Raw genomic sequence first — 19,550 nt, 5'->3', positions numbered from 1 at the left:
CCTGCAAGCCACATCGATGTTGAATGTATCGGCCCCATCGCGGGCAAGCCTCGCTCCTACAGATTGAATGCGCCCTCCTGTAGGAGCGAGGCTTGCCCGCGATGACGTCCTCCCAAATCCTATAAATAGCAGGCCATAAAGAAATCGTTAGCCTGCTTCCTTTTATTTCCAGCCCGCGCCATGATGCAGTTCTCCAACCGCCCGCCCGCGAACGAGCCCTCATGTCTGCGCAACAAAAGCCCGTGCCCAGCTCCATGGCGATCACCCTGCAGATCGTCTCCATCGTCTTCTATACCTTTATCGCGTTTCTCTGCATCGGCCTGCCGATCGCGGTGCTGCCCGGTTATGTCCACGGCGAACTGGGCTTCAGCGCGGTGGTGGCCGGGCTGACCATCGGCTCGCAGTACCTGGCCACCCTCCTCAGCCGGCCCATGGCCGGGCGCCTGTCGGACAACCTCGGTACCAAGCGGGCGATCGTCTACGGCCTGGCGGGGATTCTTCTCAGCGGGTTGCTGACCCTGGCGTCCACCCTGTTGCAGGCATTGCCGCTGCTGAGCCTGGGCACCCTGCTGCTGGGACGCCTGTTGCTGGGGGTGGCCCAGGGCCTGATCGGCGTGGGCACCATCAGCTGGTGCATGGGCCAGGTCGGCGCCGAACACACCGCACGCTCGATTTCCTGGAACGGCATCGCCTCCTATGGCGCGATTGCCATCGGCGCGCCCCTGGGGGTGGTGATGGTCGCCGACTACGGCTTCGAAAGCCTGGGGCTGGCCCTGTCGTTGCTGGCGGCCCTGGCCCTGCTGCTGATCCGCAACAAACCATCGGTGCCGGTGATCCGTGGCGAGCGCCTGTCATTTCGCGCGGTGTTCGGCCGTATCGCCCCTTACGGCGCCGGCCTGAGCCTGGCGTCCATCGGCTACGGCACCCTGACCACCTTTATTACCCTGTTCTACCTCAGCCGCGGTTGGACCGGCGCGGCCTATTGCCTGACCGTATTCGGCGTCTGCTTCATTCTCTCGCGCCTGCTGTTCATCTCCAGCATCAGCCGCTTTGGCGGCTATCGCGCGGCCATCGCCTGCATGAGCATCGAGACCCTGGGCCTGATCCTGCTGTGGCTGGCGCCCTCAACGGCGTTCGCCATGATCGGCGCCGGGCTCGCCGGCTTCGGCCTGTCACTGGTGTACCCAGCGCTGGGGGTGGAAGCGATCAAGCAGGTGCCCAACACCAGCCGCGGTGCCGGCCTGAGCGCCTACGCGGTGTTTTTCGACCTGGCGCTGGCGATTGCCGGCCCTCTGATGGGCGCGGTGGCGTTGAACCTGGGCTATTCGTGGATTTTCTTCTGCGCGGCGCTGCTGTCCCTCTGCGCCCTGGGCCTAACCCTGCTGCTCAAGCGCCGGGCCTTCGCCTGAATCACTGATCCGCGGTCTGCATCCCAGCCCGGCTCGGCTTGCCCAGGGCGTGGGCAAAGAAGCGGCCGGCTTCGGCAATCAGATTGCGGTGAATGTCCTCGCGGTCGACGCCATCGGCGTCGGTGCATAAGGCCGGCATGCTCAGCAACTGCTCCTCGGTGCACGGCGCCATGAACACGAAGTGCCCGGCCCCGGCCAACAGCTTGAAGTCCGGCGCGACCGGCAGCTTGCGGGCCAGGGCCGCGGCGTTCTTGTCCAGGGCCACCAGCTTGTCGACGTCGCCGCTGTACAGCAGCACCGGCACATGCACGCCGGACAGGGTCTGCCGCCCGAACTTGAGGCTCAGCGGCGCCATCAGCAGCAAGGCCTGGACCCGCGGATCGGCGACTGGCTGCAAGTCGTCGCGATCGACGATCAGCTCGCCCTGGGTATTGCAGGCATCATGATCGTCGGGGCGCTCCTGGCAGTAGCGGCGCAAGCGGTCCAGGTCGGGGGTCGCCCCGGACAGGATCAGCGCGGTTTCGCCGCCGGCGGAGTAACCGATGACCCCGACCTGCCCGGCATTGACGAACGGCGACAGCATCGGGTCGGCCAGGGTCGCGGTGATGGCTTCGGAAATCTGGATCGGCCGGCCATAGAGATTGCTCAGGGTGCCCAGCCGGCTGTGATCCTTGTAGTTGTCGCCCGGATGAATCACCGCCACCACCACGAAGCCCTTGCGCGCCAGCGAGGTGGCCAGGTCGTGCAGGGCCAACGGTGTGCCGGTATTGCCGTGGGACAGCATCAACAGCGGAAAACGGCCGATGGCGATCTTCGAATCCCGGGAGGCGGCAATCTGATAGCCCTCGACCTTGCTGTGGTGCTCGATGCCGGTGGAGGGATAGAAGGCAATGGCGCGCATCGGCTGCTGGTCCAGCGGGTCGAGAAAGCTCATCTCGTGGAAACCCACGCTCCAGTGCGGATGAGGCGCGGGCGCGGCGTGCACGATAATCGGGCCGCCGAGCAGGCAGATCAGTGACATTGCCCAAAGACGCATCATGGATGCACCACCTTCCCTACCTGATGAAAACGCCAATTCATTGCTTCGCTGGCCAGGGTTTCGCTGGCCTGATACCTGAAGTTATCGGGGCCGGGTCAAACCAACGCATGACCCACTAACTGTATAACCCGCGCCCTGCATAACCCGCGCCAGAATAAACAGCGCGAACACGAAAAACTCCGTATTCCGCTGCCTGGAGGGCATCAGAATACAGAGTTTAAAGGGCGTTGCCTGGGGCGTAAGCGACTTTTACACAAGCCTTACGCGGCAGCGAAAAGTTGCTCGCTGATTTGCGTCTGGGCGTCGCTCAAAGCCTTGTTGCGGACTTCGTCGCCATAAGCCAGGCCGTGGGCGCGGACGAATTCGATATCGGTGATGCCGAGGAAGCCGAACAGCACCTTCAGGTAGTCCTCGTGAGCCACGCCAGTGGCTTGGCCGGCATGCAAACCGCCTGCAGTGGAAACCACCACGACTTTCTTGCCACCGCACAGGCCTTCAGGGCCGGCTTCGGTGTAGCGGAAGGTCTGGCCGGCAACGGCGATGCGGTCGATCCAGGCCTTGAGTTGGGTCGGGATGGTGAAGTTGTACATAGGCGCGGCGATCACCACGGCGTCGGCGGCCTGGAATTCGGCGAGGGTCGAAGCGCTCAGCTCGGCTTCGTGCTGCTGGGCGGCGTTGCGCACTTCGGCCGGGGTACCGGCGGCCACCAGGGTGGCGGAGCTGAAGTGGCTGATGGCGTCGGCGGCCAGGTCGCGGTAGGTCACCTCAACGCTGGCGTCGGCGTTTTTCCAGGCCTTGACCACGCTTTCGCTCAGCTGACGGGAAGCCGAGTTGTCACCAAGGATGCTCGAATCGATATGCAACAGTTTCATCTGGGATTCTCCAAGTGAGGATCGCCACCAGGCGATCAATTGAGGACAATCCTACAGATGAAACCAATAGCTGATTAGTCGGCACAAATGCGATAGTTTGTCCCATCAGCGGGACAGTCGAGTCATTCTATGCAAGACCTCAACGATCTTTATTACTTCGCCAAGGTGGTGGAAGCCGGTGGTTTCGCCGCCGCCGGGCGTTTACTCGGGGTGCCCAAATCCCGTTTGTCGCGGCGTATTGCCGAGCTGGAAGAACGGCTGCACACCCGGCTGCTGCAACGCACCACCCGGCAATTGAAGCTGACCGCGGTCGGCGAACGTTACCTGCGCCACTGCCAGGCCATGCTGCTGGAAGCGGAAATGGCCGACGAGGCCGTGGCCAGCATGTCCAGCGAACCTCGCGGGCGCCTGCGGGTGTCCTGCCCGGTCGGCCTGGCCCATCATATGCTGCCGATCGTCATCAGCTCCTTTCTCGAGCAATATCCCCAGGTCCAGCTGGACATGCAGCTGCTCAACCGCCGGGTCGATGTGGTCGCCGAAGGCATCGACGTGGCGCTGCGGGTTCGCGAGCATGGCGACGAAGATCCCTTGCTGGTGACCCGGCGCCTGCGCCAGGCACAGACCGTGATGGTCGCCAGCCCGGCGTTCGCCCGGGAATGGCCGATCCACACTCCCGAAGACCTGCACAAAGTGCCGGTTCTGGGCGCCCTGGAGGCCGATCGCATGGTGCATTTACGCATGCTCAATGCCCAGGACGAGAAATGCGACCTGGTCCTGGAGGCGCGCCTGGGCATCGACGACTTTCTCGTGCGCCGGTCCTGCGCCCTCGCCGGCCTTGGCTGTACCATCCTGCCGATGATGTATTGCGAGGAAGAACTGCAGACCGGGCAACTGGTGCAACTGCTGCCCGAGTGGTCGCTGCCTGGCGGTTGGCTGCAGGCGGTCTACCCTCACCGGCGCGGTGTATTGCCAGCGGTAAGGGCCTGGATCGAGCATGTCAGCGAAGCCTTCAAAGGCTGCGGGGACCGCACACTGTGACAGCGCGACAAAAGGAAAAAACCATGACTGAAGCGGATGTGGCGCAATTCTGCCTGGACTTGCCGGGCGCGCGCGAAGACTACAAATGGGGCGGTGTGCGGGTGTTTTCCGTGGCCGGCAACAAGATGTTCGCCCTGCAGAACCTGCGGGGCGAGTCACTGGCGTTCAAGGTGGACAAGGAGCTGTTCCTCGGCCATGTCGACCGCCCCGGCATCGCGCCGGCGCCGTACCTGGCCCGGGCGCACTGGATCATCATGCAGACGCCCTACCCGCTGGGCGCCGGCGAACTGCGGGACTTGTTGCAGCGTTCGCACCAGTTGGTGGTGAGCAAGCTGCCCAAGCGGGTACAGGTCGGCCTGTTGCTTTAGAACAACGAGAACAGGCTGCCGTCAAGAAACAGCCGGTCGATCCAGAACACCTGGTGCAGCAGCACGATCAGCCAGAACACCAGTTGATAGGAGAGCTTGCGGGTCTTGTGGCGAAACGCCTGTTGCGCCAGCAAGGCGCCTGGCCAGCCACCGGCCAGCTCCACGGCGTGCAGGACGTTTTCCGGGGTCCGCCAGCTGTCGCTGCGGGCCTTGCGCTTGTCGCTCCAGTAGAGGAAGAACGTCAGCACGCTGACCGCGCCGTAGGCCGCCAGCGGTATCCAGGAAATCTCCTTCACGCCCAGTAGCAGCGAACCGCACAAGGGCAAGACACAGAGCAGCAGGAACATCACTGCCTTGAGCCGTGGCTGCTGGATCCGTGCCCCGGCGACGTTGCCGGGGCGGTTCGGGTTGCGTGCGTCCATCAGGAATGGGCCGCGGTCCAGTCGACCCAGCCGAACTGCCAGGTGGCGAGGATCACCAGGCCGAAGGCAATGCGGTACCAGGCAAAGGCCGCGTAGCTGTGGCTGGCGATGAACTTGAGCAGGCCCCTGACCGCGATCATCGCGAAGATGAACGAGGTGATGAAACCGATGGCGAACACCGGCAGGTCGTCCGGCTGGAACAGGTTACGGTACTTGTAACCCGAGTAGACCGCGGCACCGACCATGGTCGGCATGGCCAGGAAGAACGAGAACTCGGTGGCGGTCTTGCGCGACAGACCGAACAGCAGGCCGCCGATAATGGTGGAGCCCGAGCGCGAGGTGCCTGGAATCATCGCCAGGCACTGGGCGAAACCGACCTTCAAGGCATCTTTCCAATTGATCTCGTCCACAGTGTTGGCGTGGATTTCATGTTGCCGGCGTTCGGCCCAGAGCATGATCACGCCACCCACCACCAGCGCCGTGGCGACAGTGATCGGGTTGAACAGGTATTCGTGGATCAGGTCGGCGAAAATCACCCCCAGCACCACGGCGGGCAGGAAGGCGATCAGCAGGTTGATGGTGAAACGCTGGGCGTTGCGCTGGGTCGGCAGGCCGGTGACCACGTCGAGAATCTTGCGGCGAAACTCCCAGACCACCGCGAGAATGGCCCCCAGCTGAATGATGATGTTGAACGCCATGGCGCGCTCGCCACCGAAGTTGAGCAAGTCTGCAACGATAATCTGGTGGCCTGTACTGCTGATGGGCAGAAACTCTGTCAGCCCTTCCACAATCCCTAAAATCAATGCCTGTACGGCGGTCCAAAGCTCCATCAATCCCCCGAAGGTCATGCCGCGGCATGCCTCTTAGTTTTTCTTCAATGTTCACTGACGCGTGCGTCGCGACTTCGCAGCCGCAATAGGATCATCATCGCGCTTGAAAATTCCGTGAAAAATCAGCCGGATTCAGGTTTTTCGCGATGAGGCCGAAATCCTAGCAGACATACTCGATAAACGCTGTCGCGTTGAGAGAATCGGCTGGACCTGACTGCAAGGAGCGCATGACGGATGTACAGGGTGTTTCCATTACAAGAACAACAATCGGGAGTGACAGATTCATGAACAGCTTACGCAGAATGTCGATCAGCCGCCGGCTGTGGCTGATCCTGATTGTGGCGGTACTGATGCTGATGACCCTGGGCATGCTGATGCTCAAGCAGATCCACGACGACCTGTACCAGGCCAAGGCCCAGAAGACCCAACATGTGGTGCAGACCGCCAACGGCGTGCTGGCTTATTTCCAGGGCCTGGAAAGCGCCGGCAGCCTCGATCGCGCGACGGCGCAGAAGCAGGCGCTGAGCGCCATACGCGGCCTGCGCTACGACCAGAGCGACTACTTCTGGATCAACGACCTGACCCCGGTCATGGTCATGCACCCGACCAACCCCAAGCTCGACGGCCAGAACCTCTCGGCCATTCGCGACCCGGACGGCTTTGCCGTGTTCAACGAAATGGTGGCCATCGCCAAGGCCAAGGGCGCCGGCATGGTCAACTATCGCTGGCCGAAACCGGGCGCCAGCGAGCCGGTGCAGAAGACCTCCTATGTCCAGCTGTTCCAGCCCTGGGGCTGGATCATCGGTTCGGGGGTGTACATCGATGACGTGCAGGCCGAGTTCCGCAGCCAGGTGGTGAAAGCCTCGGCCGTCGGCATCGCCATTGCCCTGATCATGGCCCTGCTGGTGCTGTTGATCGCTCGCAGCATCGTCCGCCCGCTGCAGGAAACCGTGCACGCCATGGCCAACATCGCCAGCGGCGAAAGCGACCTGACCCGCGCCCTCGACACCCACGGCCAGGACGAAGTCACCGAACTGGCCCGCCACTTCAACGGTTTCACCGCCAAGCTGCGTCTTGTCGTCAGCCAATTGCAGGTGTCGGCCAGCGCCCTGGCGCAATCCTCCACCGACCTGGGCAGCAACGCCAGCCAGGCCCAGGAGCGCAGCCAGCAGCAATCGCAGCAGATGGAACTGGTGGCCACCGCCATCAACGAAGTGACCTACGGTGTACAGGACGTGGCGAAGAATGCCGAACACGCCGCCAGCGAGATGCGCGACGCCGAAGCCCAGGCCCAGCAGGGCCAGGTCAATATCGACGGCAGCCTGCAACAGATCGACCGGCTCTCGGCCACCATCGACCAGGCGGTGGAAGTGATTCGCACCCTGGCCCAGGAAAGCACCCAGATCGGCAGCGTGCTGGAGGTGATCCACTCCATTGCCGAGCAGACCAACCTGCTGGCGCTCAACGCGGCGATCGAAGCCGCCCGTGCCGGCGAACAGGGTCGTGGCTTTGCCGTGGTGGCCGATGAGGTACGCCTGCTGGCCCAGCGGACGCAGAAGTCCACCGCCGAGATCCAGTCGATGATCGAGCGCCTGCAAGGGCACTCGGAAGCCGCGGTGAAAGTCATCGGCGACAGCAGCCGGGCTTCGCAGCAGACCATCGAGCAAGCCGGGCTGGCCGGGGAAAGCCTGAATGCCATCGGCCAGGCCCTGCGCAATCTCAACGGGCTGAATGCCTCCATCGCCAGCGCCACCCTGCAACAGGCCCATGTGGTGGAAGACATCAACCAGAACGTGACCCAGGCCGCCGGCCTGTCCCACAGCACCGCCCTGGCGGCCGAGCAGTCCAGTGCCGCCAGCCTGCACCTCAAGGAGCTGAGCGAGCAGCTCAACGGCCTGTTGCGCCAGTTCCGGGTCTGAGGCTGTGCGTGGCGGGGTTCGCCCCGCCACGGTTGCCGGCCTTCACTAACATACAAGGCCGCTTCTGGTTACAATCCGCACCCTCCTCCGCTTCCAGGTAGTTTTCATGTCCGGGCTTGAACTGTTCGCCGCTGCACTCGGCGTGATCGCCGTCTGGCTGACAGTCAGACAGAACCCCTGGTGCTGGCCGATCGGCCTGGTCATGGTGCTGCTGTACAGCTGGATCTTCTTCGAGGTGAAGCTGTATTCGGACATGCTGCTGCAAGTGATCTACGCCGCCCTGCAACTCTATGGCTGGTGGCAATGGACCCGCGGCGGCGCCAGTCATCAGGGGCGTCCGGTCAGCCTGCTGGCGCCCCGCTCGATGTTGTTCGGCCTGAGCCTCGGGGCCATCGGCAGCCTGCTGCTGGGGGCCGCCATGGCCCATTGGACCGATGCCGCGCAACCCTGGCTGGACGCCGCGCTGACCGGCTTCAGCCTGGTGGCGCAGTGGTGGATGGCGCAGAAGCGCGTGCAGTGCTGGCCGTTGTGGATTGCCGTCGACGTGATTTTTGTCGGCCTGTTCATCTACAAGGACCTGTACCTGACAGCGGCGCTGTACGGGCTGTTCACCCTGCTGGCCGTGCAGGGCTGGCGCGCCTGGCGGGCCGATCCGGCGTTGCGCCCGGCATGAAGGTCTTGGTACTGACCGGCCCCGAGTCCAGCGGCAAAAGCTGGCTCAGCGGCCACTTGCAGGCGCACTTCGGTGGCATTCAGGTGGGCGAGTACGTCCGCCATTTCATCGAGCAGAACCGGCGCGATACCTGCCTGGCGGATATCCCGGAGATTGCCCGCGGCCAGTTGGCCTGGGAAGACCAGGCCCGGGCGCAACACCCGTCGTTGCTGATTCTCGACACTCACCTGCTGAGCAATATGCTCTGGAGCCAGACCCTGTTCGGCACTTGCCCGGACTGGCTGGAACCCGAGCTGCTGGCTCGCTGCTACGACCTGCACCTGCTACTCTCCCCGGAAGATGTCGGCTGGAGCAACGACGGCCAGCGCTGCCAACCCGAACGGAGCGAACGCCTGGCCTTCTTCAAGGCCACCGGTGATTGGCTGGTGCAACACCAGCAGCCCTTCGAAGTGATTCGCGGCGACTGGGAAGCCCGCCGGCAACGGGCATTCGAGCTGGTCGAGCGCTTACTTCAGGGTTAGCCGAATACTCTTCTTGTCCGCGGTTTTTCGCCCCTGCCAGCGACAAAAATGTCCATTCCTGAAACACCCGCCGCTGCGTAAAAGGGCCAAATCAAAGGGCTTCTCATTGTCCTTCGGCCATCTGTTAAAGCGCCGATACAAACCAGCGCGAGCCCCCCGTTCCAGAGCCTCGCCACGGTAGTACCGGGCTGTTTAAGGCCGTAGTGGTCTCATCGTTGAAACACTCCTGCCCCGGCAACACCCCTGGTTATTCGTAACCTGTTGAATTTTTGAAACAATCAAAAAGCGGCACGGCTTCTGCTCTCTCCCTCGCAACGCTGGCTAAGGCCAGCGACAAAAGAAGGGAATGCTGCCGTGGAGAATCTCAATTCAGCTCTGACTCGCCTGCTACTGATCGGCTGTGCCATCAGCTCGCTGCTCAGCCTCCCGGTCCAGGCTGCCGGCGATATCAGGGACGGCAGGATCGTTCTCGACCGCGACGTTCAACCTCATACCGTCGGCCGCCCTCCGCTGCATCCTGATCCCTACCCGACCACCGTCAATGCCAACCCATCGGCCCGGGTCAAACAGATGACCAGCAACACCGAATTGAGCGACGGCGATTTTGCCGGGGTCAGCAGCGGTTCCACGATCAGCAGCAGCGTCATGCCCAACGGCGTCAACCTGCAGGGGCTGAACACCGTCACCAACCCCAATGGCATGGCCGGCATGAGCGCCGGCCACGGCGGCGGCAGCGGTGGCGCCATCTCCGGCACCATCAACCGCTCGCTGAATTCTGGCCTGGCTCCTTTGGGCAGACTGGCCGGAGGCCAATGAGATGACTCGTACCCTCGTATGGCTTGCCCTGTTCGGCTGCGCTTCGGTGATGGCCGACCCAGGCATCCAGGCGGTGGACACCGCCACCCTGCACAACTCCGGCGCCCGCTACAACGGCAACTTCAACGTCAACCAGGCCGCCGGCGACCAGCAGCAACAGACCAACACACGCGCCATCGCCATCGGCACCGACGCCCAGGCCACCACTGTGGTCCGGCAGAAACTCGACACGCCGGCCAGCAGCGCGATCGACGCCACCAGCAGCATCGGCGGCAACGCTTTCAGCAACGGCAACGGGGTCCTGGGCGTGAATCAGGGAGCCGGCGCCAACAACCAAATGGTCAACGCAATGCGGGTGGGCATCAGTGCCCAGCCGCAAAGCATCGACGACAGCGTCCTGTCCCAGCAGAACGTGGCGCTGTTACCAGGCTCGGGAGCAACTGAGGCTTCCAAAGGCAGCCGCCAGGTCGTTACCAGCGACCAGGCCTTCACCGGCAGCCGGGGAGTGATTCAGGTGAACCAGAGTGCCGGGGTGGGGAACCGAATGGCTAACACCCTGAGCATACGGGTCGCTGACTGACCCGCAGCAGTGCGATTGGAAAGTACCAACACTTAACCAACTAATAAGCACGGAGAAACACCATGAAACCTACAATGGCTCTCAAGCCACTGGTTTTTGCACTTGCCGCAGTGATGGCAATCGCTGCACATGCAGGTGGTAATGACGACAACCACGGAGGTCACGGTGGTCATGGCGGCCACGGTGGCCATGGCGGTCACAATGGTCACCACGGCGGTCACGGTGGCCATGGCGGTCATGGAGGCAACGACGGTCTGGACCTCAAAACCAAGCTGCAAATCACCGCCGGCGCTGTGGCCAACGTGACCGATGAGCAGTTCAGCTCGGGCAACAGCGTCAGCAACCGCGGCACCAACAACAACGCCGACGCCAGCAACTCGATGAACAACTCCAACGGCAACATGGGCGCCAACGTGGCTGCCGGCGACGGCAACCAACAAGACAACGCCGTCGCCCTGGCCACCGCCGATGAAAGCTTCATCTTCGGCAGCGCGGTAGCCACCTCCAGCGCGACCCAGACCAACACCAACAACACGGTGAAAAACTGGTCCACGCAAAACAACGCAACACTCGACAATGCAGGCAACAACGGCTCCGGCAACATCGGCATCAACGTCACCGCCGGCGACTTCAACCAACAGAAAAACAACCTGGCAATCGCCGTATCCGGCGGACGCGTAGCGACCGCGTCTGCTTCGGCCGACCAGACCTCCACTGGCCTGGACGTGGACAACAAGGGTGTACGTACCTACAAAAAAGACACTCTTGAAGGCACTTTCTCCGCCAAGGGCACCTACAAAGGCACTGGCTACGGCAAGATCGAAGGCGACGACGATCACCATGGCGGTGGTCATCATGGCTACAACGACGATCGTCGTGGCGGCCACGATAACGACGATCAGAAATTCACCTTCAAGGAACAAGGCACGATCGAACTTTCCGGCGTCTGGACGAAGCAAGTGCTGACCAAAGACGGCTGGAAAAACCCTGTGATCAACAACGCGTCGATGTCTGGCTCGATGAACGGCTTCTCCGGCAACGGCGGCGCCAACGTCTCGGCGGGTGTCGGCAACCAACAAAGCAACTCGCTGTCCATCGCTGCCGGCTGCAGAGCCTGCCTGTAATCACGATAGTGACGAAAGCCCCGGAAACGGGGCTTTTCCACAGTCTCACAAGGCGTAGCGATCATGCGAATTGCGACCTTCTCCCTTTTGCTTTGTCTGACGGGCCTGGCTCAGGCCGCACAGATGCCGGTGGCCGTGCTGCCGGGCGGAAACCTGGTGTACAAGCAGGTGCAGAGCGTGCGGGAGCGAAAATTCGCCGACCTGGTCGAGCAGAAAACCGACTTCAGCTGCGGCGCCGCCGCGCTGGCGACGGTACTGCGCCAGGCCTACTGGCTCGACGTCGATGAGGAGCACGTCATCAAAGGCATGCTGGCCACCGCTGACCAGGACCTTGTGCGCACCCAGGGTTTCTCCATGCTGGACATGAAGCGCTACCTGGAAAGCATCGGCATGCGCGCCCGGGGCTACCGGATACCTCCCGACAAGCTGCAGGCGGTTTCCATTCCGGTGGTGGTACTGATGGACATTCGTGGTTACAAGCACTTCGTGGTCATGCAGCGGGCACAGAAAGACTGGGTCTATATCGGCGACCCTGTCCTCGGCCATAAACGCTACTCCCACGAAGACTTTGTCAAAGGCTGGAACGGTATCGTCTTCGCCATCGTCGGCCCCGGCTACGACAAGGCCAACGCCTTGCTCGACCCGCCCAACCCGCTGACCGCAAAGAACAAGCTGGATACCTTCAACCCGGTCAAAGACGCAGAACTGATGGAATTCGGTTTCATTCAGAGTGACTTCTTCTAGGGTCGCCCTAAGGATAAAGGGGCAGGATGCTCCGGGAGCAGCAGATGAAAAGCGCGTACTGGCTGGCCGTCGCCTGCCTGGTAACCAGTGTTCCTGCGTACGCTTATGCAGGGTTCAAGCCTATAGAAATCAAGGACCAGGAACTCTCCGAGCTCCGTGGTCGCTACGTCATGCCAGGGCGGATCATCAGCTTCGGCATTGTCATGAGCAGCACCTGGCGCAACGCCTCGGGCGATCTGATCGGGGCCACGACCTCGATGCAGATCCAGCAATCGACGATCAAGCCGGAATTCTATGTCTCCACGATCAAGGAAGCCGGCAACGGCTCGACGCCGACCCAAGGCTCGGGCAACGTGATCGGCGGCGCGGGCCTGGCCACCACCCAGGGGGTGACCCAGAGCGTACGCGCGGCGGGCGATGGCAATAGCGCCTATAACAACGTTTCCATCGACGTCAAGGAAGCCAGCCATGCTCCAGCGCTGCTGCCGGCGCAAGGCCAGCTGCTGATGAGCGGGCAAACCATCAGCGGCAGCAATGCCGCGGGCAGCGTGGCCGTGTCCGCCACCGGTGGTGGCATCCAGATGGCCATCCAGGCCAATAACAACCAGGGCTCGGCCCTGCAACAAGTGGCCCAGGGCGGCTTGCTGCAGAACACCCGCCTGCTGGGCGACAGCAACCTGGTCAGCAACCTGACCCAACTGAACGTGGTACTCAACAATAACGGGGCGAGCACCGGCGCTTTGGACTGCAACCTGACTCAGCTCAAGGGTCTTCGCAATCTGGGATATTGAACTACGCTGATTCTCGATCATTAGGCTCAAAGGGACGGCTTATTCATGTATCGATCAGTCTCGCTGCGCGCAATTGTATGTTTGAGCACGCTCTTCCCGGCTGCACTGCTGCAGGCAGCGCCAGATGCCGACGTAGAGTCCCTGAAACGAGAATTACTGGAGCTTAAGCAACGTTACGAAGTGCAGCAGAAAGCCCTGGCGGTATTGGAACAACGGGTACGCCAGGTCGAGGAGCAACCGGCGGCGCCACCACCGAAACGCCTGGCCAAGTCGCCAGCGGACATGCGTGGCAACCAGCAGGTGGCCGGGACCACGAGCAAAGGCCCGACCCCGGCCGGCGGCAGCTCTTACGGGGAATCGCTCAAGGATGATTCGCAACCGGCACAGAGCGTGTCCAACCTGTACGACGAGGCCAGCGGCTTCTTCGGCGGCGGCAAGTTCAGTGTCGAGACCGGCCTGACCTACTCCCGTTATGACACCCGGCAGCTGATTCTCAACGGCTTCCTGGCGCTGGACTCGATCTTCCTCGGCAACATCAACCTGGACCGGATCAAGGCCGACAACTGGACCCTCGACCTCACGGCCCGCTACAACCTGGACAACCGCTGGCAGTTCGACGTCAACGTGCCGGTGATCTACCGCGAGTCGACCTACCAGTCCGGCGGCGCCCAGAACGGCGCGGCGGGCGTCACCAGCGAAAAGAGCGTGTCCAACGACCCGAGCCTCGGCGACGTGAACTTCGGTATCGCCTACAAATTCCTCGACGAGTCGATCAATACCCCGGACGCGGTGTTGACCTTGCGCGTCAAGGCGCCGACCGGCGAAGAGCCGTTCGGCATCAAGTTGCGCCAGGTCCAGGACAACACCAACCTGTTCGTCCCGGATGACCTGCCGACCGGTAACGGCGTCTGGTCGGTCACCCCCGGAATCACGCTGGTCAAGACCTTCGATCCGGCGGTGTTGTTCGGTACCCTCTCCTACACCCATAACCTGGAAGAATCCTTCGACGACATCAGCTCCACGGTCAACCAGAAGACCCCGGGCAAGGTCAAGCTCGGCGATAGCTTCCAGATTGGCATGGGCATCGCCTTCGCGCTGAACGAGAAGATGAGTATGTCGTTCTCCTTCTCGGACCTGGTCCAGCGCAAGAGCAAGCTCAAGGAAGATGGCGGCGACTGGCAGTCCGTGGTGTCCAGCGATGCCAACGCCGGTTACTTCAACGTCGGCATGACCGTGGCGGCCACCGACAACCTGACCATAGTGCCCAACCTGTCCATCGGCCTGACCGACGATGCGCCGGACTTCACCTTCAGCTTGAAATTCCCTTACTACTTCTAAACCACAGGCGTAAAAAAGGCCCGCGGCGATAACCTCGCCGCGGGCCTTTTCGTTGCACCGCCCTAGCGGATCTGATGCTTGTGCAGCAAACGGTAGAAGGTCGGGCGCGATACGCCCAGCACCCTGGCCGCGACACTCAGGTTGTCGCTGTGCCGATTCAACACATCGCACAGGGCCTGGCGCTCGGCCCGGTGCTTGTAGTCCTCCAGCGTGCCCATGGGCGCGATGCTCGCCTGCGGGCTCAGTAGCCCCAGGTCCCGGGCCTCGATCTGCCGGCCCTCGGCCAGTACCAGGCCGCGTCGCACCCGGTTGGCCAGCTCGCGGACATTGCCCGGCCAGTCGTGCTTGCCCATGGCTACCAGTGCGTCCTCGCTGAAACTGCGCGGCCGGCGCCCGGTTTCCAGGCTATAGAAGTGGGAAAAATGGCTGGCCAGCATGCCGATATCGCCATGCCGTTCGCGCAATGGTGCGGTAACCACCTGCAACACGTTCAGGCGGTAATACAGGTCTTCGCGAAAGCGCCCTTTGTCGATCGCCGCCTCGAGGTCGACGTGAGTCGCCGCCAACACCCGTACATCCACCGGAATCGGCTGGCTGCCGCCCACCCGTTCAATGTGTTTTTCCTGCAGGAAGCGCAACAGGTTGGCTTGTAGCTCCAGCGGCAGGTCGCCGATTTCGTCGAGAAACAGCGTGCCGCCATGGGCCGCCTCGATACGCCCGACCTTGCGTTGATGAGCGCCGGTGAACGCGCCCTTCTCATGGCCGAACAGTTCGGACTGGATCAGGTGCTCGGGGATCGCCCCGCAGTTGATCGCCACGAAGGGCTTGCTGTGGCGCTGCGATTGTCGGTGCAGGGTCCTGGCCACCAGTTCCTTGCCCGTACCGCTTTCGCCGCGAATCAGCACCGGCGACTCGGTGGGCGCCAGTTTGCTCAAGAGTTTGCGCAAGTCGCGGATCGGTCGGCTGTCGCCCAGCAACTCATGCTCGGGCTGAGCGACATGGATGTGCCCCTGGCCACGCAGGCGGGCCATGCCGAAAGCCCGTCCGAGGGTCACCTGGACCCGCGAGACATCGAACGGCAGGGTGTGGAAATCGAAAAACCACTCGCAGACGAAATCGCCGACCTTCTGCAGGCGCAGCACGTCCGGGCTGAGCACCGCGATCCACTCGGTACCGCTGCGGCTGATCAGGTCCTTGACCGCTTCCGGTCGCTCCAGGTGAAACGGCTGCAAACGCAGCAAGCCGACGTCACAGCCACGATCGACGGCCGCTTCCAGGTCACAACTGTCGACATCCCAGCCCACCGTGCGTAATCCAGGCAGCAGACGATGACAATCGTCGCACGGGTCTACCACTAACAGACGCCGTTGGGCGGTCGCTTCAAGCATGACTGTTCCTTGGCGCCAAAAATAGGAAAAGTTATGAGAAACAATAGTTTGGCGAACCTGGCTGTAACATTAGCAATAACTTGACGGGGTCTTGTATCGATTGTTTATAGCGGCAATCACCATTTGGACTAACCCTTAGATGGATCCAAAAGCCCGGTTTAATTCCGTGCGCCAATCTTTCATTCAGCTTTCAAAAGAAGGCTCTGCATCGCGGGTGTGAACAAAAGTTGTAAATTCTGGTCTTTCTATGTGACCTGATCCCTGGTTCGAGACATCAGTACAAGTAACCAGCCGAACGGTAAGCCCAACCGACGGCACATCATTTGATTGGGCACATAGAGAGAAGACCCCATGAACGCCCCGCTCCGTATCAACGAAGCACTTTTGATCGCCGACCGCGCATTCCAGCCATTCCAATGCGTCGCCTGGGCCCCACAAGACGGTAACGGCGAACTGAGCCTGACCGTCATCGACCGCACCAATACCCGTATTGGCCGCAAACAGATTCCAAGCAGCGCCTACTCCGACCCGGCGCAACTGGAAGACCTGCTGAAACAGGCCCGCGCCGAACTGAGTCAGGAAGGTTACAAACTGCAATCCTGGGCCATGCCAGAGTAAGAACACGGACGCGGATCACCTTCGGGTGATCTGCGTTATTTTGTCGCAGTTGATATAGCCGCACTTTAGCCAGTTTGCAGAAAGTTCAACTTTCCCTGCCTGACTTGCCCTTCCCCCGCCTGTTTCAAGGCGAGTATTCAGACATTCGTTAAAACCTCTTTATTACAGCCTTAGTCCGCGCCTGACGTGGCACTTTAGTATCTGCACATCCCTCGCCAGGCTCCCCCGATACTCGAGTTTTTCCTGGACGAGGGCTGCGTCTTGAAAACGCCTTACTTCAAACCGCCAAAACGCCGATAGAAACTTTCTCCCACATCGGGCAGCGGACCGTCGGCGTTTTCCAGCGCGTCGTTAAGCCATTCCTCAGCCTTGGCGTAGATCAGCCGATAGATATTGCGGCAGAGCTGGCGCGCCGCCCGCCCTTCCCAGTCGCCAGGGAGCAGTTCGTCCGGCAGCTGCGGGTCGCGCAGCAGCAGTTTGCGGTACTCGTGGATCAGCAGCAGGCGCGCCAGGAAACAATCGGCCGGCTGCAGCTGCTCCTGCTCGCGCAGCACTTGCCACAGCGGCCGGAACAGCTGGATGAACTCGCTGTAATGAGCCGCCAGTTCGTCGATGTTCCAGCTTTCGCGCACCTGCAGGCGCAGCGCCTTGGAGGCCAGCACGTCCTGGGCGGTGGTCTCGAACAGAATGGTGTCTTCCTGGGCGCCGAGGTCCACCAGGGTGGCGTTGATATCCGCCCGATCGCTGCGCGGACAGGCCAGCACCACCGGCGAAATCGCGCCAAAACCTTGCCACTCCAGCTCTTCGCGTACCTGCTTGCGCTTGTCCTGGCCGAGCTGCGACAGCATCACCAGGCACCAGGAACCGTCCCAGGCCGGCACGCTGGCGTTGTAGACCCGCTTGAAGGCTTTGTCGAAACGTCGGCGACCGGTACCGGTCAGGCTGTAATAGCTGCGGCGCCCGACTTTCTCGGCGGTCAGCCAGCCTTCCTTGGTCAGACGGAAGATCGAGGTGCGGATCAGCCGCTCGTTGATGCCGATGGGTTCGAGCAACTGGATCAGGCTGCCCAGCCACACCGTCCCGCCGTGGGGTTCGATGGCATCGCCGTACAGGGTAATGATCAGGGAACTGGCGCGAATCGGCGTCTGCTCCTGGAAACGGGTCACGAGGTGATTCAGGGGTGCTAGGGACGACATGGGCGTACCGGACAAAAAGGAAGAAATATACCGGGTTTCGCCGGTTTCGAGTGGCCTGGACCGCGCTCTCCATGCGCCTTGGCCGTTCACTGCCCGGTATTTTTCGGGCGCAGGCCGCTGTCACTGATCCGCGGGCGATTGGCTTCCGGTTCCGCGAGCGGCTCGCAGGCCTGCATCTGCTCCAGGCAGCGCCTGGCCAGTTGTTGATATTCACGGGTGCCGGCCTGCTTCCAGTGCAGCTCTTCATCGCTGAGGCGGCGTTTGACGCTGGCGGGGGCGCCCATGACCAGCGACTGCTCCTCACACTGGAAGCCGGCCTTGACGAACGCCGCCGCGGACACGAAGCAGCGTGGCGCGATGCGGGCGTTGTCCATCACCACCGCGTTCATCCCCACCAGCGCATCGGCGCCGATCCGGCAGCCATGCAGCACCGCGCCATGGCCAATATGACCGTTGCGCTCGACCACCGTGTCGCTGTCGGGAAAACCGTGCATCACACAGGTGTCCTGCAGGTTGGCCCCCTCCTCCAGCACGATCCGCCCGAAATCACCGCGCAGGCTGGCCAGCGGACCGATGTAGCAGTGGGCACCGACTATCACGTCGCCGATCAGCACCGCGGACGGATGCACATAAGCACTGGGATGGACCACCGGGGTCAGGCCGTCGAGGCTGTAGCAGGTCATGAGGTACTCCTTGGCTAGGGCGGCAAGTCGACACATTGCGCAAAGCGATGCCGATCAGGATTTATCTTGTATCACATCAAATCTAAACGAAAAAGTGGAAAATCAGTATCACGTCTCTGCACAGTGAGAGCCGCCAGACAACGGGCATAAATCCCAATAAAACCATGGAAACCACCGACTTTCCTACCTATCTCTACCTTGGCGCGACCGACCAAACACTAAAAATAAAGACACACTAATAATATTTTTACGTTGCATTTATGTATCGTATTGGCGATATACTCGGCGAAAACCGGCTCCCCAGCCGATCCAATAATGACCCGGCCCTGCGCCGAGCGTGCACCCCGAGGGCATCCGCCATGCCTCAAACCCTTGCTGTCGAAAGCCTCGACGGCGGCGTTCGCCTGATTACCCTGCAACGCCCCGCCGCCCTGAATGCCCTGACCACCGAATTGCTCGGCGAACTGGCAGCCGCCCTGGACGCCGCCCAGGCCGATAACGAGACCCGGGTCGTGGTGCTGACCGGCAGCCGCAAGGCATTCGCCGCCGGCGCCGACATCAATGAAATGGCCGAGCGCGACCTCACCGGCATCCTCAACGACCCGCGCCAGGCTTCCTGGCAGCAGATCACCGGCTTTAGCAAACCACTGATAGCTGCGGTCAACGGTTTTGCCCTCGGCGGCGGCTGCGAGCTGGCCATGCACGCCGACATCCTGATCGCCGGCGAGGACGCACGTTTCGGCCAGCCGGAAATCAACCTCGGAATCATGCCCGGTGCCGGCGGCACCCAGCGCCTGCTGCGGGCGGTCGGCAAATCCCTGGCCATGCAGATGGTCCTCGGCGGCGAGTCGATCGATGCCCGCCATGCCTTGCGCGCCGGCCTGGTCAGCGAGGTCACCCAGCCGGAACTCACGGTCGAGCGCGCCCTGCAACTGGCGCGGCTGATCGCCGGCAAGGCGCCGCTGGCCTTGCGGCTGGCCAAGGAGGCATTGCTCAAGGCGCTGGACACCGACCTCGCCAGCGGCCTGCGCTTCGAGCGCCATGCCTTCACGGTGCTGGCAGGCACCCGCGACCGCGAGGAAGGCATCCGCGCCTTCCAGGAAAAACGCCGGCCCAGCTTCACCGGCCACTAGGCCGGCATAGCGGCCAACGACTCACACGATCAGTCAGAGAGCGCCAGA

General features: G+C 62.1%; 21 protein-coding genes. 14 read left to right on the top strand and 7 right to left on the bottom strand.

Annotated features, from left to right (window positions below):
- Nucleotides 1-221: 221 nt before the first annotated feature.
- On the top strand, nt 222-1,409 hold the full coding sequence (locus tag C4K38_RS14920) for an MFS transporter (RefSeq protein ID WP_053279028.1): 1,188 nt from the start codon (nt 222-224) through the stop codon (nt 1,407-1,409).
- A gap of 1 nt (nt 1,410) precedes the next feature.
- Here the strand turns inward: C4K38_RS14920 and C4K38_RS14915 are convergent, their stop codons facing one another.
- On the bottom strand, nt 1,411-2,448 hold the full coding sequence (locus C4K38_RS14915) for an alpha/beta hydrolase family protein (protein ID WP_053279027.1): 1,038 nt from the start codon (nt 2,446-2,448) through the stop codon (nt 1,411-1,413).
- A gap of 260 nt (nt 2,449-2,708) precedes the next feature.
- On the bottom strand, nt 2,709-3,320 hold the full coding sequence (locus tag C4K38_RS14910) for an FMN-dependent NADH-azoreductase (protein ID WP_053279026.1): 612 nt from the start codon (nt 3,318-3,320) through the stop codon (nt 2,709-2,711).
- A 129-nt stretch (nt 3,321-3,449) separates the two neighbouring features.
- Between C4K38_RS14910 and C4K38_RS14905 the strand changes: the two genes are divergently transcribed.
- On the top strand, nt 3,450-4,358 hold the full coding sequence (locus C4K38_RS14905; RefSeq protein WP_053279025.1) for a LysR substrate-binding domain-containing protein: 909 nt from the start codon (nt 3,450-3,452) through the stop codon (nt 4,356-4,358).
- A gap of 23 nt (nt 4,359-4,381) precedes the next feature.
- Entirely contained in the window at nt 4,382-4,726 is a 345-nt protein-coding gene (locus tag C4K38_RS14900; RefSeq protein WP_025809028.1) for an MmcQ/YjbR family DNA-binding protein, read from the top strand.
- Here C4K38_RS14900 and C4K38_RS14895 read toward each other — a convergent pair.
- Both C4K38_RS14895 and C4K38_RS14890 read right to left on the bottom strand, forming a co-directional pair.
- The gene (locus C4K38_RS14895) at nt 4,723-5,148 is read right to left on the bottom strand and encodes a DUF1294 domain-containing protein (protein ID WP_053279024.1); all 426 of its coding nucleotides are present in this window, start codon (nt 5,146-5,148) and stop codon (nt 4,723-4,725) included. The two genes, C4K38_RS14900 and C4K38_RS14895, sit on opposite strands and share 4 nt — an antisense overlap.
- The gene (locus C4K38_RS14890; protein WP_053279054.1) at nt 5,148-5,978 is read right to left on the bottom strand and encodes an undecaprenyl-diphosphate phosphatase; all 831 of its coding nucleotides are present in this window, start codon (nt 5,976-5,978) and stop codon (nt 5,148-5,150) included. Before C4K38_RS14890 ends, C4K38_RS14895 begins: the two co-directional genes overlap by 1 nt.
- A 284-nt stretch (nt 5,979-6,262) precedes the next feature.
- Here C4K38_RS14890 and C4K38_RS14885 point away from each other — a divergent pair, with 284 nt between their 5' ends.
- The 9 genes from C4K38_RS14885 to C4K38_RS14845 all read left to right on the top strand — a co-directional run bounded on the left by C4K38_RS14885 (nt 6,263) and on the right by C4K38_RS14845 (nt 14,484).
- On the top strand, nt 6,263-7,897 hold the full coding sequence (locus C4K38_RS14885; protein ID WP_053279023.1) for a methyl-accepting chemotaxis protein: 1,635 nt from the start codon (nt 6,263-6,265) through the stop codon (nt 7,895-7,897).
- Nucleotides 7,898-8,003: 106 nt separating this feature from the next.
- Entirely contained in the window at nt 8,004-8,570 is a 567-nt protein-coding gene (gene pnuC, locus C4K38_RS14880) for a nicotinamide riboside transporter PnuC (RefSeq protein WP_053279022.1), read from the top strand.
- Nucleotides 8,567-9,091 carry an AAA family ATPase gene (locus C4K38_RS14875; protein WP_053279021.1) on the top strand — a complete coding sequence of 175 codons (525 nt, stop codon included), beginning with the start codon at nt 8,567-8,569 and terminating at the stop codon, nt 9,089-9,091. Before pnuC ends, C4K38_RS14875 begins: the two co-directional genes overlap by 4 nt.
- 354 nt (nt 9,092-9,445) lie before the next feature.
- The gene (locus C4K38_RS14870; protein ID WP_038579222.1) at nt 9,446-9,907 is read left to right on the top strand and encodes a functional amyloid chaperone FapA; all 462 of its coding nucleotides are present in this window, start codon (nt 9,446-9,448) and stop codon (nt 9,905-9,907) included.
- 1 nt (nt 9,908) lies between these two features.
- The gene (locus C4K38_RS14865; RefSeq protein ID WP_053279020.1) at nt 9,909-10,487 is read left to right on the top strand and encodes a fibril amyloid subunit FapB; all 579 of its coding nucleotides are present in this window, start codon (nt 9,909-9,911) and stop codon (nt 10,485-10,487) included.
- Nucleotides 10,488-10,549: 62 nt separating this feature from the next.
- Nucleotides 10,550-11,611 carry an amyloid-like fimbrin subunit FapC gene (locus C4K38_RS14860; RefSeq protein ID WP_053279019.1) on the top strand — a complete coding sequence of 354 codons (1,062 nt, stop codon included), beginning with the start codon at nt 10,550-10,552 and terminating at the stop codon, nt 11,609-11,611.
- Nucleotides 11,612-11,674: 63 nt separating this feature from the next.
- The gene (locus C4K38_RS14855) at nt 11,675-12,355 is read left to right on the top strand and encodes a fibril amyloid maturation endopeptidase FapD (protein WP_053279018.1); all 681 of its coding nucleotides are present in this window, start codon (nt 11,675-11,677) and stop codon (nt 12,353-12,355) included.
- Between the two features lie 44 nt (nt 12,356-12,399).
- Nucleotides 12,400-13,146 carry a fibril amyloid subunit FapE gene (locus C4K38_RS14850; RefSeq protein ID WP_053279053.1) on the top strand — a complete coding sequence of 249 codons (747 nt, stop codon included), beginning with the start codon at nt 12,400-12,402 and terminating at the stop codon, nt 13,144-13,146.
- A 45-nt stretch (nt 13,147-13,191) separates the two neighbouring features.
- Nucleotides 13,192-14,484: a fibril amyloid transporter FapF gene (locus C4K38_RS14845; RefSeq protein WP_053279017.1), complete on the top strand. Its 1,293-nt coding sequence runs from the start codon at nt 13,192-13,194 to the stop codon at nt 14,482-14,484.
- 62 nt (nt 14,485-14,546) lie between these two features.
- Here C4K38_RS14845 and C4K38_RS14840 read toward each other — a convergent pair whose 3' ends face one another.
- Nucleotides 14,547-15,872 carry a sigma-54 dependent transcriptional regulator gene (locus C4K38_RS14840; RefSeq protein ID WP_025809039.1) on the bottom strand — a complete coding sequence of 442 codons (1,326 nt, stop codon included), beginning with the start codon at nt 15,870-15,872 and terminating at the stop codon, nt 14,547-14,549.
- Between the two features lie 351 nt (nt 15,873-16,223).
- On the opposite strand from C4K38_RS14840, the gene C4K38_RS14835 reads away from it, so the two are divergent.
- On the top strand, nt 16,224-16,490 hold the full coding sequence (locus C4K38_RS14835) for a hypothetical protein (RefSeq protein WP_009048883.1): 267 nt from the start codon (nt 16,224-16,226) through the stop codon (nt 16,488-16,490).
- A gap of 272 nt (nt 16,491-16,762) precedes the next feature.
- On the opposite strand, the gene paaX is transcribed toward C4K38_RS14835, so the two are convergent.
- Both paaX and paaY read right to left on the bottom strand, forming a co-directional pair.
- Nucleotides 16,763-17,686: a phenylacetic acid degradation operon negative regulatory protein PaaX gene (gene paaX, locus C4K38_RS14830; protein WP_053279016.1), complete on the bottom strand. Its 924-nt coding sequence runs from the start codon at nt 17,684-17,686 to the stop codon at nt 16,763-16,765.
- A gap of 86 nt (nt 17,687-17,772) precedes the next feature.
- A complete protein-coding gene (gene paaY / locus C4K38_RS14825; protein ID WP_053279015.1) occupies nt 17,773-18,369 on the bottom strand; it encodes a phenylacetic acid degradation protein PaaY in 597 nt (198 codons plus the stop codon).
- 359 nt (nt 18,370-18,728) lie between these two features.
- On the opposite strand from paaY, the gene paaF reads away from it, so the two are divergent.
- On the top strand, nt 18,729-19,502 hold the full coding sequence (paaF, locus tag C4K38_RS14820; protein ID WP_053279014.1) for a 2,3-dehydroadipyl-CoA hydratase PaaF: 774 nt from the start codon (nt 18,729-18,731) through the stop codon (nt 19,500-19,502).
- Nucleotides 19,503-19,550 lie beyond the last annotated feature (48 nt).

This window comes from Pseudomonas chlororaphis subsp. piscium, from assembly GCF_003850345.1.
Taxonomy (GTDB): Bacteria; Pseudomonadota; Gammaproteobacteria; order Pseudomonadales; family Pseudomonadaceae; genus Aquipseudomonas; species Aquipseudomonas piscium.
The sequence above is the reverse complement of the archived record's forward strand: the minus strand, read 5'-3'. Positions and strand labels throughout refer to the sequence as shown.